The organism is Variovorax sp. JS1663, assembly GCF_002157355.1.
Taxonomy (GTDB): domain Bacteria; phylum Pseudomonadota; class Gammaproteobacteria; order Burkholderiales; family Burkholderiaceae_C; genus Variovorax.
The window spans coordinates 67,740-80,479 of record NZ_LYMK01000035.1 but is presented as its reverse complement, the minus strand read 5'-3'; the positions used below and the strand labels follow the sequence as shown (position 1 = coordinate 80,479).

Annotated in this window: 11 protein-coding genes; 7 read left to right on the top strand and 4 right to left on the bottom strand. The window is 68.5% G+C overall.

Annotated features, from left to right (window positions below):
- Positions 1-106 precede the first annotated feature (106 nt).
- Positions 107-3,049 carry a molybdopterin oxidoreductase family protein gene (locus A8M77_RS25050; protein WP_086924227.1) on the bottom strand — a complete coding sequence of 981 codons (2,943 nt, stop codon included), beginning with the start codon at positions 3,047-3,049 and terminating at the stop codon, positions 107-109.
- Between the two features lie 84 nt (positions 3,050-3,133).
- Between A8M77_RS25050 and A8M77_RS25045 the strand changes: the two genes are divergently transcribed.
- Complete coding sequence (locus A8M77_RS25045; RefSeq protein WP_086924226.1) at positions 3,134-4,051, top strand: LysR family transcriptional regulator; 918 nt, start codon at positions 3,134-3,136, stop codon at positions 4,049-4,051.
- Between the two features lie 12 nt (positions 4,052-4,063).
- On the opposite strand, the gene A8M77_RS25040 is transcribed toward A8M77_RS25045, so the two are convergent.
- Positions 4,064-4,669, bottom strand: coding sequence for a class I SAM-dependent methyltransferase (locus A8M77_RS25040; RefSeq protein ID WP_086924225.1), 606 nt, complete (start codon positions 4,667-4,669; stop codon positions 4,064-4,066).
- A gap of 262 nt (positions 4,670-4,931) precedes the next feature.
- Positions 4,932-5,159, bottom strand: coding sequence for a hypothetical protein (locus A8M77_RS25035; protein WP_086924224.1), 228 nt, complete (start codon positions 5,157-5,159; stop codon positions 4,932-4,934).
- Between the two features lie 160 nt (positions 5,160-5,319).
- On the opposite strand from A8M77_RS25035, the gene A8M77_RS25030 reads away from it, so the two are divergent.
- A complete protein-coding gene (locus tag A8M77_RS25030) occupies positions 5,320-6,180 on the top strand; it encodes an inositol monophosphatase family protein (protein ID WP_086924223.1) in 861 nt (286 codons plus the stop codon).
- Here the strand turns inward: A8M77_RS25030 and A8M77_RS25025 are convergent.
- Entirely contained in the window at positions 6,177-6,911 is a 735-nt protein-coding gene (locus A8M77_RS25025; protein WP_086924222.1) for a GntR family transcriptional regulator, read from the bottom strand. The genes A8M77_RS25030 and A8M77_RS25025 overlap by 4 nt on opposite strands.
- Before the next feature lie 258 nt (positions 6,912-7,169).
- Here A8M77_RS25025 and A8M77_RS25020 point away from each other — a divergent pair, with 258 nt between their 5' ends.
- The 5 genes from A8M77_RS25020 to A8M77_RS25000 are packed head-to-tail and all read left to right on the top strand — an operon-like array spanning position 7,170 to position 12,722.
- The gene (locus A8M77_RS25020; protein WP_086924221.1) at positions 7,170-8,492 is read left to right on the top strand and encodes an aromatic ring-hydroxylating dioxygenase subunit alpha; all 1,323 of its coding nucleotides are present in this window, start codon (positions 7,170-7,172) and stop codon (positions 8,490-8,492) included.
- Between the two features lie 11 nt (positions 8,493-8,503).
- A complete protein-coding gene (locus A8M77_RS25015) occupies positions 8,504-9,943 on the top strand; it encodes a glutamine synthetase family protein (RefSeq protein WP_086924220.1) in 1,440 nt (479 codons plus the stop codon).
- Positions 9,944-9,949: 6 nt separating this feature from the next.
- Positions 9,950-10,273, top strand: a complete 324-nt coding sequence (locus A8M77_RS25010) for a 2Fe-2S iron-sulfur cluster-binding protein (protein ID WP_086924219.1) — start codon at positions 9,950-9,952, stop codon at positions 10,271-10,273.
- Positions 10,273-11,541, top strand: coding sequence for an NAD(P)/FAD-dependent oxidoreductase (locus tag A8M77_RS25005; protein ID WP_086924218.1), 1,269 nt, complete (start codon positions 10,273-10,275; stop codon positions 11,539-11,541). Before A8M77_RS25010 ends, A8M77_RS25005 begins: the two co-directional genes overlap by 1 nt.
- On the top strand, positions 11,538-12,722 hold the full coding sequence (locus tag A8M77_RS25000; RefSeq protein WP_086924217.1) for an ABC transporter substrate-binding protein: 1,185 nt from the start codon (positions 11,538-11,540) through the stop codon (positions 12,720-12,722). Before A8M77_RS25005 ends, A8M77_RS25000 begins: the two co-directional genes overlap by 4 nt.
- Positions 12,723-12,740 lie beyond the last annotated feature (18 nt).

Below are 12,740 nucleotides of genomic sequence, written 5' to 3'. Positions count from 1 at the left end.
CATGATGCAGTGGCTCAAGGACCTGTTGGGCAGCGCGCCTTCACTCCCTCCCCCAGAGGGGGAGGGAGTGAAGGCGCGCTGCCCAACAGGTCCTTGAGCCACTGCATCATGACCGCTTCCTCCCCGCGAAATAGCTCAGCACGTTCGCCGCCTTGCCCAGCACGCCGGGCACCGCCGGCATGCTCGGGATCTGCGGATAGCTCTCCTTCGGCTCCTCCGGCTCGGCCGGGCGGATGCGCACCCGCACGTCATACCAGCCGGCCTGGCCGGTGACGGGGTCGGAATTGCTGATGGTCCCCGTGCCGTGCGCGGCATCGAAGGGCAGTTCCTCCGAGATCAGGTGGTTGAGCAGGAAGCCCTTGCGCGCCTCGTCCGCCCCAGGCGCGAGCTGCCAGGCGCCGTCGGCCTTGCCGATCGCGTTCCAGGTCCACACCGTGCCGGGCTCCACCGCCTCGCTGTAGCGCAGCATGCAGCGCACCTTGCCCCACTGGCTCTCCACCCAGCACCAGCCGCCGTCGGCGATGCCGGCCGACTTCGCGGTCAGCGGGTTCACGTGCAGGTAGTTGTGGCTGTGGATCTGCCGCAGCCAGGCGTTCTGCGAGTCCCAGGAGTGGTACATCGCCATCGGCCGCTGGGTGATGGCGTTGAGCGGGTAGGCCTCCAGGTCGGTCGCCGCCTCTTCCAGCGGCGGATACCAGAAGGGCAGCGGATCGAAGTAGGTGTCGATGCGCTCGCGCAGCGCATCCGGCGGCTGGCGGCCGGCGCTCTTGCCCTGGGCCGCGAGGCGGAAGCTCTGCAGCGTGTCGGAATAGAGGGCCAGCTGCACCACGTCGTTCTTCTGGCGCCAGCCCTTGTCCTTGGCGAAGTCCAGGTACTCCCGGTTCCAGTTGCGCATGTAGTGCATGGTCTCGGGCATGTGGTACTGGAACACGCAGTTGTTCTGCGCGTAGGCCTCCCACTGCTTCGGGTTGGGCTCGCCGCGCAGGTGCTGGTCGCCGTCCTTGCCACGCCAGCCCATCAGGAAGCCGATGCCCGGCTGCGGCTGGAAGTTGACGATGAAGTCCGGGTAGTCCTTGAACTTGCGCCCGCCCTCGGGCGTGGTGAAGGCCGGAAACTTCATGCGCGAGGCCAGCTCGATCAGCACCTCCTGGAAGGGCTTGCACTGGCCCGTGGGCGGCACCACCGGGATGCGCACCGAATCCACCGGCCCGTCGAACTCGGAGATCGGCCGGTCCAGCATGCTCATCACGTCGTGCCGCTCGAGGTAGGTGGTGTCGGGCAGCACCAGGTCGGCGAAGGCCACGGTCTCGCTCTGGAAGGCGTCGCACACGGCGATGAAGGGGATCATGTATTCGCCCTTCTCGTCCTTGCGGTTGAGCATCTCGCGCACCGCCATCGTGTTCATGCTGGAGTTCCAGGCCATGTTGGCCATGAAGATCAGCAGGGTGTCGATGCGGTAGGGGTCGCCCTTCACCGCGTTGGTGATGACGTTGTGCATCAGCCCGTGCGCGGACAGCGGGTGCTCCCAGGAGAAGGCGTGGTCGATGCGGATCGGCGAGCCGTCGGGGTTGATCGCCAGCTCGTCCGGGTTGGCCGGGAAGCCCAGCGGCGCCGCGTTCAGCGGCGTGTTCGGCTGGATCATCTCCGGCGCGTTGAAGGCGCGGTAGTTGGGCACGATGTGGCGCGGGTACGGCGCCTTGTGGCGAAAGCCGCCGGGCGCGTCGATGGTGCCCAGCACGCTCATCAGCACCGCCAGCGCGCGCACGGTCTGGAAGCCGTTGGAATGCGCCGCCAGGCCGCGCATCGCGTGGAAGGCCACCGGGCGCGCCTGCGTGGCCGGATGCTGCTTGCCCCAGGCGTCGGTCCACGGGATGGGCAGCTCGAAGGCCTGCTGCAGCGCGGTCTCGCCCATCTCGCGCGCCAGCCTGCGGATGCGCTCGGGGTCGATGCCGGTGATGGCCGAGGCCCACTCCGGCGTGCAGCTGGAGACGCGCTCGCGCAGCAGCTGGAAGGACGGCGCGACGCGGGTGCCGTCGGCCAACTGGTAGTGGCCCTCGAGCGCGGGGTCGCAGCCCTCGGCGATGCCTTCCGGGTAGGCCGGCAGCACGCTGCCGCTCGCCTTGTCCCACACCAGCTTGTTGTGGGGGTTGCGCCCGTCGCCCGGCACGCCGCGCTCGGGGTCGAAGGCGAACAGGCCCTGGCGATCGCAGTCGTCCAGCACCACGAGCTGCGGCGCGTTGGTGAAGCGCTTCAGGAAGGCATGGTCGACCAGGTCGTTTGCAATCAGCTCGTGCAGCAGCGCCATGAAGAGCGCGCCGTCGGTGCCGGGCTTGATCGGAATCCACTCGTCGGCGATGGCCGAGTAGCCGGTGCGCACCGGGTTGATGGAGATGAAGCGCCCGCCATCGCGCTTGAACTTGCTGATGGCGATCTTCATCGGGTTGCTGTGGTGGTCCTCTGCCGTGCCGATCATCACGAACAGCTTGGCGCGCTCCAGGTCGGGCCCGCCGAATTCCCAGAAGCTGCCGCCGATGGTGTAGATCATGCCGGCGGCCATGTTGACCGAGCAGAAGCCGCCGTGCGCCGCGTAGTTGGGCGTGCCGAACTGGCGCGCGAACAGGCCCGTGAGCGCCTGCATCTGGTCGCGGCCGGTGAAGAGCGCGAACTTCTTCGGGTCGGTGGCGCGGATCTTCGACAGGCGCTCGGTCAGCAGCTCGAAGGCGCGCTCCCAGCTGATCGGCTCGAACTCGCCGGCGCCGCGCTCGCTGCCCGGCTTGCGCAGGAGCGGCTGCGTGAGGCGCGCCGGGGAGATCTGCTTCATGATCCCCGAGGAGCCCTTGGCGCAGATCACGCCCTTGTTGAGCGGGTGTTCCGGGTTGCCGTCGATGTAGCGCACCTCGGGCCCCTGCTCGCCCTCGCGCAGGTGCACGCGGATGCCGCAGCGGCAGGCGCACATGTAGCAGGTGGTGGTCTTGACCTCGGTCCGGTCGGTGGGCGTCGGCGCGGCCAGCGGATCGTGGATGGGCTCGCGCGAGAGGAAGTTGAGCAAGGCACTGCCTCCGGTCATCGTGGGTGTCGTGCCCCCATGATAGGGTTGCGGTCCTGAACAAAAAAGCAGTTAATTCAGTTCACCATGACCGATAAATCCGATCATCGCCTGCGCCTCACGCTGCGCCAGCTGGAGGTGTTCGCCGCCACCGCGCGCGAAGGCTCCACGCGGGCCGCGGCCGGCCGCATCGCGCGCTCGCAGTCGGCCGCCAGCGCCGCCCTGGCCGACCTGGAGGCATCGCTGGGCGCGCAGTTGTTCGACCGCATCGGCCGCCGCCTGGTGCTCAACGAGAACGGCCGCGCCCTGCTGGCCCGCTCGGTCTCGCTGGTGGACCAGGCGGCCGAGCTGCAGGCCATGTTCTTCACCGACCAGCAGACGCCGCTGCGCATCGCGGCCAGCTTCACCACCGGCGAATACCTGCTGCCCGGCATCGTGCTGGGCTGGAAGCAGCAGAACCCGCAGGCGCGGGCGCGGCTGATCATCGGCAACACCAGCGACGTGATCGCGGCGGTGGTCGGCTTCGATGCCGACGTCGGCTTCATCGAGGGGCGGCAGACCCATCCCGACCTGGCGGTGCGCCGCTGGCTGAGCGACGAGATGGTGGTGGTCGCCTCGCCCAGCCATCCGCTGGCCGGGCGCATGGTGGGTGCGCGCGAGCTGGCCGACGCCGGCTGGGTGCTGCGCGAGGAAGGCTCGGGCACGCGCGAGGCGACCGAGGACTGGCTGGGCCGGCGCGTGGGCCCGCTGGATGTCGAGCTGGAGCTCGGCAGCAGCCACGCCATCAAGCGCGTGCTGGCCTCGGGCGTGGGCATCGGCTGCATGTCGCGCTACGCGGTGGCCGACGCGCTGGCCGCCGGCTCGCTGGTGGAGCTGAAGACCACGCTGCCGAAGAACTCGCGCACGCTCTCGATCGTGCTGCACCGCCAGCGGCAGCCGGGGCGCACGCTGGAGGCCTTCATCGACTACTGCATGGCGGGCGGCACGCCCCGGCAGGGGTCCTGATTCGATCGAGCCTCACTCCGGTGCACACTCCAGGGCAAACAGCGGCAGCTCGGCTTGCCGGCTCAGCCACACCCCGCCGCCCACCTCCTGAAAGTGCCGCGAAAGCCCGTGCCGGTACATCTCGGCGCTGTGGCGAAAGATGTGCGGGTCCGTCAGGTCCTCATCCACGATGTCGCGCGTGTAGTCCTCGCGCGTCACGGCTTCCACATACAGGGCGCCCTGACTCAGTTGGCTGAGGTTGCGCAAGGCGCGCTTCAGATCCGGCGGGTTGAGATAGGGCAGCACGCCCTGGCAGATGACGAAGTCGAAGGGCTTCCCGGCCTGGTAGTCCACCACCGAGCCGCGCTCCCACCCGTAGCGCTCGCACAGGTATTCGCTGAACTCCACGCCGTGGTAGCTGGCCAAGGGGAATTGCCGCGCCACGATGTCGCGCCACAGTCCGATGCCGCAACCGACGTCCAGCACGCGCCTGACAGGCACGCGCAGGTATCGCAGGTACGCACAGACGAACTCGCCAAGGCGCTCGACATGTTGGGGGTCCACCACCTTGGTCTTCTTGTCGAAGTAGTAGCGCCGGTAATAGGCTTCGTCGAAGGTGGCGGCGCCGGCTGATCGCATATTCACACTCCTCGTCGGGCGTCGACGGTGCCCGACTCTAGCCGTTTGCGGCCGGCGAACGGAGGGCCTCCCCAGCCCTTCATGCTGGCGTCACCCTGGAGCCTCATACTAGGGGGCAGACAGTCAGCCGGCGCTGGTAGAGGATGCTTCGGCGCCCGGACCGTCAATGGCCGGTTCCTCGATGCCGGCGACTGTCGCAATGCCGGATCAGTCCTTGCTGAAGGCGCGAGCCGCCTCCGGTCCTCGGGCGGTGGGATGCGGGCTAATCGATCCAGGGCCCGCCCAGCATCGCCTGCAGATAGGCCGCGACCTTGACCAGGTCCTCGTCGGACAAGGGGATGGGTGGCGCATCCACCAGCCGCTCGGTGATCATGTGCAGCTTCGCCGCCGCGTTGGGCTGCTCGTGGAGCAGCACCGCGATCGCGGTGGTCTGCGCGACGGCCCGCAGCTCGAGCGAGCGGAGTCGGGCGGTGATTTCTTCCAGTTCCATTTCGTGCCTCCCACCGGGGCCAAGTCCAGAAGTCCCGATTCTGCATGCCAGTGGCGGCATCCCAAAAATAGAATCGATGGGAACGCCCCCCTACACGATGCGATGGCGCTGTGACCGGAACCGCGCGCACCGGCTTCCATCGAAACCAGGACCACGCCCCATGCAACGCCGCTTCACCATCGCAGATCTGGACGTGCTGCTGCGGGCCATCGCCGCGGCGGCATCCGACGAAGTCCTGCCCCGGTTCCGGCGCGTGCAGGCCAGCGCCATCCGCCAGAAGACGTCGGCCTTCGACATCGTGACCGAAGCCGACGAGGCGGCCGAATGCGCCATCGCCGAGTGCCTGGCCAGCGCCTTCCCCGGTGCCGAGGTGATCGGCGAAGAGGCGGCCGGACGGGACCCCCGACTGCTCGATCGGATCGGCAGCGCCGAACTCGCCTTCGTGATCGACCCGCTCGACGGAACGAAGAACTTCGCCTCCGGCGTGCCCTTGTTCGGCGTGATGGGCGCGGTGCTGGAGCGGGGCGAAGTGGTCGCCGGCGTGATCCACGATCCGGTGTGCCGCAGCAGCGCGCTCGCCTTCAGGGGTGCGGGCGCCTGGCTGGTGGACGCCGAGGCGGGCCGCACTGCGCTGCGGGTGGCGGCCCCGGTGCCGGTGCACGAGATGGAGGGCGTCGCGGGCACGAACTTCCTGCCGGAGCCACTGCGATCGACGGTGAACGCCAATCTGTCTCGCCTGGGCATGACCTGTTGGTTACGCTGCGCCGCGCACGAATACCGGCTGGCGGCAGCGGGCCATTGCCATGTGCTCTTCTACAACCGCCTGATGCCATGGGACCATGCCGCCGGCTGGCTGATCCACCGCGAGGCGGGCGGCTACAGCGCGCATTTCGACGGCAGCGGCTACCTGCCCTCCCATACCTCGGGCGGGCTGCTGTGCACGCCGGACGAGGCCTCGTGGCAGGCCGTGCGGCAGGCACTGTTCGAGGCCCACCCGCCCGCCGCCCGAGGGAGCCTCTAGGCGCGCCGATTGGCCGCCACGAGGCGCATGCCCGGCATCACCTCGGCGGCCAGTTCCGGCCGCTCGAGGGCATAGTCGAGGTTCATGCGGGCGATCTCCACATGCTCCTCGCCCAGCGCCTGGGCACGCGACCCCTGACCGCGCTCGATGGCCTGCACCAGCGCGTGATGCTGGCGATGCGCCTGCTGCATCCACTGCTGACCCTCCTGCATCGAGGACTGCATCGGCAACATGGCGCTCGGCGAGGCGAAGGGCTGGCCGACCAGCGTTTCCATGATCCGCCTGAGCGTCGAATTGCCACACCCCTCGACGATCAACCGGTGGAAGTTGTCGTTCATCTCGACGTAGGCGGCGTAGTCGTCCAGTTCCATCTGCGGCTTGTTCACCGCCCGGTCTCCGGCGTCGAGGCATTCGTGCAACTCGCGCAGCAACTGGCGCGGCGCGCCCTCCTCCGCCAGCAGCCGGGCCGCGAAGCCCTCGATCACGCCGCGCACGCGGATCGCGTCCGCAATCTCGCGTGAGGTGAAACGCCGCATCTGGTAGCCGCCGGCCGGAGAGGGCTCGATCAGGCCTTCGTGTTCCAGGCTGCCCAGCGCCAGGCGCACGGGCGTGCGGGAGGCGCCCAGCTTTTCCGCCAGCGGTATTTCCGCCAGGCGCTCCCCAGGCACGAATTCGCCCTTGAGGATCATGTCTCGCAGCTGGACGAGTACGCGGGATTGTTGGGAGTCCATGTCGGATTGCATGCAACAAGTTGGCGCGATTGTACCGGCTTGGTGCGTCAATGCACGCAATCAAGGCAGTTCGAAGATTCATTGCATTCAATTGCGCTCAACTCATGTGCCAACGAACCCTGGTTCGTTGCTATTTTCCTAGTGTTTACCCTTACAAAATAGGCAAATCAGGCCAAATTGCGTTGACGCTTGATCATGTCGCTCATCACAATGCATCCCATTGCATGCAACGATGTACAGAGACCTCAGGAGTGCCCCATGATCAGTGCTGAAAAAAACGACCACATGACCCGTGTCGGCCCGGACAAACCGGCCGGCAAGCTGCTGCGGCGCTACTGGCAGCCCGTGGCGCTGGCGGAAGAGCTGAAAGGCCCGCGCCCCCTCAAACCCGTCAAGCTCATGGACCAGGACTTCGTCCTGTTCCGCGATCCGCAGGGGCGGCTCGGCATGCTGGACCGCGACTGCCCCCACCGCGGGGCCGACCTCGCCTTCGGCCGCCTGGAAAGCAGTGGCCTGCGCTGCGCTTTCCACGGCTGGCTTTTCGACGCCAGCGGCAAGTGCCTGGAAACCCCGGCCGAGCCGGCCGGCAGCAAGCTGTGCACGCGCATCCAGCAATCGGCCTACCCGGTTGTCGAAAAGAGCGGCGTGATCTTTGCCTACATCGGCGAGGGCGAGCCCCCAGCCTTCCCGGATTTCGACTGCTTCGTCGCGCCCGACAGCCACACCTTCGCCTTCAAGGGGCTGTGGGAATGCAACTGGCTGCAGGCGCTGGAGGTGGGCATCGACCCGGCGCACGCCTCCTTCCTGCACCGCTTCTTCGAGGACGAGGACACCTCCGAAAGCTACGGCAAGCAGTTCCGCGGCGCGTCGGCCGACTCGGCCATGGCGATCACACAGGTCCTTCGCGAGTACGACTGTCCCGAGATCCGCGTCGCGCCGGCACCCTACGGCATGCAGCTCACCACGCTGCGCAAGCTCTCGGAAGAGCAGACCCACGTGCGGGTGACCAACCTCGTCTTCCCTCAGGCCTTCGTGATCCCGATGAGCAGCGAGATGACGATCTCGCAATGGCATGTGCCGGTGGATGACACGCACTGCTACTGGTATGCCATCTTCACCAGCTTCACCGGCCCGGTGGACAAGCAGCAGATGCGCGAGCAGCGCCTGGCCACCATCGAGCTGCCGGCCTACACCTCGCGCAAGAACAAGGCCAACCAGTACGGCTACAGCGCCGAGGAGCAGCAGACCCAGACCTACACCGGCATGGGCATGGACATCAACGTCCACGACCAATGGGCTTGCGAGTCCATGGGCCCGATCCAGAACCGCACGCGCGAGCACCTGGGCACCACCGACAAGGGCATCGTCGCCTACCGTCGCATGCTGCTGGAGGCCATCGACAGTGTGCTCGCCGGCGATGCGGCGCCGATGCTGCCCGATGCGGCACAGGCAGGTGCGCTGACCGGCCCGGCCTCCATCGACGGCGTCGCCGCCAATGCCCAGGTCGACAGCTACTGCCACGACGCCGACCTCGCGCGGCGGCGCGGATCCGACTGGGCCGCCGCGCGCCTGGCCGCCTGAGCAGGTCTGCCATGGACAGCTTTGTCGAACGCTTCGGCCTGTGGTCGGCCGACCAGCGCGCACAGGCCGACGAAGTCGCGGCCCGACTCCAGGCCGGCGAGGTGGACGTGGTCCGCTTCGCCTGGCCCGACCAGCACGGCCTGCTGCGCGGCAAGACGCTGGTGGCGTCCGCCGCCAGGGCTGCGCTGCGCGACGGCGTGAACCTCACCTCCACGCTCCTGGCCAAGGACACCTCGCATCGCACGGTGTTCCCCGTCTTCTCGGCCGGCGGCGGCTTCGACAGGCCCGGCATGCAGGGCGGCGCGGACTTCACCATCGTGGCCGACCCGGCGACCTTCCGCGTGCTGCCGTGGGCGCCCCGCACGGGCTGGGTGCTGTGCGACGCCCACACCACCGACGGCAGTCCGAGCCCCTTCGGCACGCGCAAGATCCTGCAGCGCGCGGTGGCCGGGCTCGATGCACTGGGGCTCGAATTCGTGGCCGGCCTGGAGGTCGAGTTCCACGTCTTCAAGCTCGACGATCCCAGCCTCGAGCTCGCGCATGCCGGACAGCCGGGCGAACCGCCGCGCGTGTCGCTGCTGACCCAGGGCCACCAGTACCTGACCGAGTTGCGCTACGACCGCGTGGAATCGCTGATGGAACTGCTGCGCGCCAACCTGGCGGCGCTGGGCCTGCCGCTGCACTCGCTGGAGATCGAGTTCGGCCCCAGCCAGTTCGAGCTGGTGTTCGGTCCCACTGCCGGCCTGGTGCCTGCGGACACCATGGTGCTGCTGCGCAGCGCCGTCAAGCAGATCTGCCAGCGCCACGGCTACCACGCCACCTTCATGTGCCGCCCCCGCATCCCGAACGTGATGTCCAGCGGCTGGCACCTGCACCAGTCGCTGCGGCGCAAATCCGATGGCCACAACGCCTTCATGCCGGCGCACGAAGGCCAGCCGCTGAGCGACATCGGCCTGCACTACCTGGCAGGACTCAAGGCCCATGCGCGAGGCGCGGCGGCGCTGGCCAGCCCCACCCTCAATGGCTACCGCCGCTACCGGCCCTTCTCGCTGGCGCCCGACCGCGCCAGCTGGGCGCGCGACAACCGCGGCGCGATGCTGCGCGTGCTCGGCGGCGTCGGCCAGAACGCCACCCGCATCGAGAACCGCGTGGGCGAGCCGACCGCCAATCCCTACCTCTACCTGGCCTCGCAGATCTTCTGCGGCCTCGACGGCATGCGGCGCCGGCTCGACCCCGGCCCTTCGGCCGACGCGCCCTACGAGACCGAGGCCGACCCGTTGCCCCGCACGCTGGCCGACGCCCTGGCCGCCCTGCGCGCCGACACCGTGCTCACCGACCAGCTCGGCCCGGGCTTCGTCGACTACTACTGCCGCATCAAGGAAGCCGAGATCGCCCGCTTCAACCTGGAAGTCAGCGAGTGGGAGCACCGCGAGTATTTCGACATGTTCTGAGAAGCCATGCCCACGATCCACTACATCCTCCACGACGGCAGCACGCGCAGCATCGACGCCAAGGCGGGCGCGAGCGTGATGGAGACCGCCATCCACCACAACGTGCGCGGCATCGACGCCGAGTGCGGCGGCAGCTGCTCCTGCGCCACGTGCCACGTCTACGTGGCCGACGGCGACCTCGACCGCCTGCCGCCGCCCGACGAGATGGAGAACGAGCTGCTCGACGGCGTCGCTTCCGAGCGCCGGCCCGGCAGCCGCCTGAGCTGCCAGATCGCCATCACGCCCGCGCTCGACGGCCTGACCGTGCGCATTCCCGAAAGCCAGGTGTGATGAGCCGCACGGCCGCTCCGAAGGCGAACACCGCCGCGCCCCTCGTCATCGTCGGCGCTTCCTATGCCGGCACGCAGCTCGCGGCCAGTGCCCGAGAGCTGGGCTTCGACGCACCGATCGTGCTGCTGGGCGAGGAGCGCCACGCGCCCTACCAGCGGCCACCGCTGTCGAAGGGATTGCTGACAGGCAAGACCTCGGTCGACACCCTCGCCCTGCGCGGACCGGACTTCTTCACCGACAACGCCATCGACCTGCAGACGGGGCGACGCGCCGTGTCGCTGGACGCCGCGGCGCGCACGCTGAGGCTGGACGACGGCGCCACGCTGCGCTACGGCTCGCTCGCGCTGGCCACCGGCGCGCGCTGCCGCACCCTGCCCGTTTCCGGTGCCGATCTCGCAGGCGTGCACAACCTGCGCACGCTCGACGACGCGCTCGGCATCTCGGATGCACTGGGCAGCGCCTCACGGGCGTGCGTGATCGGCGGCGGCTTCATCGGGCTGGAGGTCGCCTCGGCGCTGGCGGCTCGCGGCGCCGCCGTGACGGTCGTCGAAAGCCAGGAGCGCCTGCTCGCGCGCAGCTTTCCTGCACTGATGTCGAACTACCTGGCCGGCGCGCACCGCCAGCGCGGCGTCGATCTGGTGCTCGGGCGCGGCGTGCGTGCGCTGACCGGCGAGGCCGACCGCGTGCAACACGTCGAACTGGACGACGGCAGCCGCATCGGCTGCGACATGGTCGTGCTCGGCATCGGCGTGACGCCCAACGTCGAGCTGGCCCGGCAGGCGGGCATCGCCTGCGACAACGGCATCCTCACCGACGCGTTGGGCCGCAGCAGCGCACCCGGCGTCATCGCCGTCGGTGACGTGGCCAACACCACGCTGCCGGCCATGCCGGGCGGCCCCACGCGCATGCGCCTGGAGTCCATCCAGGCGGCCAACGACGGCGCGCGCGCCGCCGCCAGCGCGCTGGCCGGCAAGCCTCAACCCTTCGACGGCGTGCCGTGGTTCTGGAGCGACCAGCATGCGTTGAAGCTGCAGATGGCCGGGCTGCCCCAGCCCGGCGACGAAGCCGTGCTGCGGGGCGACATGCAAACCGATCGCTTCAGCCTCTTCTACCTGCGCGATGGCGTACTGGTCGCCGCGCATTCGGTCAACCGGCCCGCCGAGCACATGCACAGCCGCAAATTGATCGCGGCACGAACGCGCATCGATCCGCGTCTGCTGCAGGACGCATCCGTCGATCTCAAGTCCATCCCAAGGAGTTCCCCATGAAGACGTACCGAAGATTTCTCCTCTGCGCCGCCCTGCTTGCCTGCACCGGCGCCCTCGTGCCGGCCCACGCGCAGGAGGCCCTGCGCATCGGCCTGATCGCCACCTACTCCGGCCCCTATGCCGACTACGGCCGCCAGTTCGATGCCGGCATCGCGCTCTACCTCAAGGAGCACGGCGGCAAGATCGGAGGCCGCCCGGTCGAGATCGTGAAGAAGGACACCGGCGGCCCGGCGCCCGACGCCGCCAAGCGCATTGCGCAGGAACTGGTGGTGCGCGACAAGGTGAGCGTGCTGACCGGGCTGGACTTCAGCCCCAACGCCTATGCCGTCGGCGCCGTCGCCACCCAGGCCAAGGTACCCACGATCGTGATGAACGCCGCGTCCTCGGCCATCACCACCAGCTCGCCCTACATCGCGCGGCTGTCCTTCACCGTCCAGCAGGTCACCGACCCGATGGCCCGCTACATGCTCAAGCAGGGCGTGAAGGAGGCCTACACCGTGGTGGCCGACTACGCCTCCGGCCAGGATGCGGAAACCGCGTTCAAGAAAAGCTTCACCGCCGGCGGCGGCAAGGTGGTGGGCGAGGTCCGCACGCCGATGAACAACCCCGACTTCTCGGCCTACGTGCAGCGCATCAAGGACAGCAAGCCCCAGGCGGTGTTCTTCTTCTTCCCCTCCGGCGTGATGCCGCCGGCCTTCCTCAAGGTCTGGAAGGAGCGCGGCATGGAAGAGGCCGGCATCAAGCTGTTCGCGACCGGCGAAGCCACCGACGACAGCTTCCTGGAGGCGACCGGCGACGTGGCGCTCAATCTCGTGACCAGCCACCACTACTCCTACGCCCACCCGAGCGCGAAGAACCAGAAATTCGTGAAGGACTTCGAGGCCCAGTTCGGCACCGCCATCCGGCCCAACTACTTCGCGGTCACGGCCTACGACGCCCTGGCCGCGCTCGACCTGGCCCTGGCGAAGACCAAGGGCGACGCCACCGGGGACAAGCTCATGGCAGCGCTCAAGGGCCTGGCCTTCGAGAGCCCCCGCGGCCCGGTCGAGATCGACGCCGCCACGCGCGACATCGTGCAGACGGTCTACATCCGCAAGACGGAGAAGTCCGGCGGCAGGCTGGTGAACGTGGAGTTCGACAGGTTCGACCGGGTGAAGGACCCGGCGAAGGAAGGCAGCTGAGGCGCCGCCGAAAGTCTT

What these genes read in the sequence shown, in the direction of transcription:
- A8M77_RS25005 (WP_086924218.1), top strand. Translation starts at nt 10,273, where the DNA reads ATGAGCCGCACGGCCGCTCCGAAGGCGAACACCGCCGCGCCCCTCGTC.
- A8M77_RS25045 (WP_086924226.1), top strand. Translation starts at nt 3,134, where the DNA reads ATGACCGATAAATCCGATCATCGCCTGCGCCTCACGCTGCGCCAGCTG.
- A8M77_RS25010 (WP_086924219.1), top strand. Translation starts at nt 9,950, where the DNA reads ATGCCCACGATCCACTACATCCTCCACGACGGCAGCACGCGCAGCATC.
- A8M77_RS25040 (WP_086924225.1), bottom strand. Translation starts at nt 4,669, where the DNA reads ATGCGATCAGCCGGCGCCGCCACCTTCGACGAAGCCTATTACCGGCGC.
- A8M77_RS25015 (WP_086924220.1), top strand. Translation starts at nt 8,504, where the DNA reads ATGGACAGCTTTGTCGAACGCTTCGGCCTGTGGTCGGCCGACCAGCGC.
- A8M77_RS25030 (WP_086924223.1), top strand. Translation starts at nt 5,320, where the DNA reads ATGCAACGCCGCTTCACCATCGCAGATCTGGACGTGCTGCTGCGGGCC.
- A8M77_RS25020 (WP_086924221.1), top strand. Translation starts at nt 7,170, where the DNA reads ATGATCAGTGCTGAAAAAAACGACCACATGACCCGTGTCGGCCCGGAC.
- A8M77_RS25000 (WP_086924217.1), top strand. Translation starts at nt 11,538, where the DNA reads ATGAAGACGTACCGAAGATTTCTCCTCTGCGCCGCCCTGCTTGCCTGC.
- A8M77_RS25025 (WP_086924222.1), bottom strand. Translation starts at nt 6,911, where the DNA reads ATGGACTCCCAACAATCCCGCGTACTCGTCCAGCTGCGAGACATGATC.
- A8M77_RS25035 (WP_086924224.1), bottom strand. Translation starts at nt 5,159, where the DNA reads ATGGAACTGGAAGAAATCACCGCCCGACTCCGCTCGCTCGAGCTGCGG.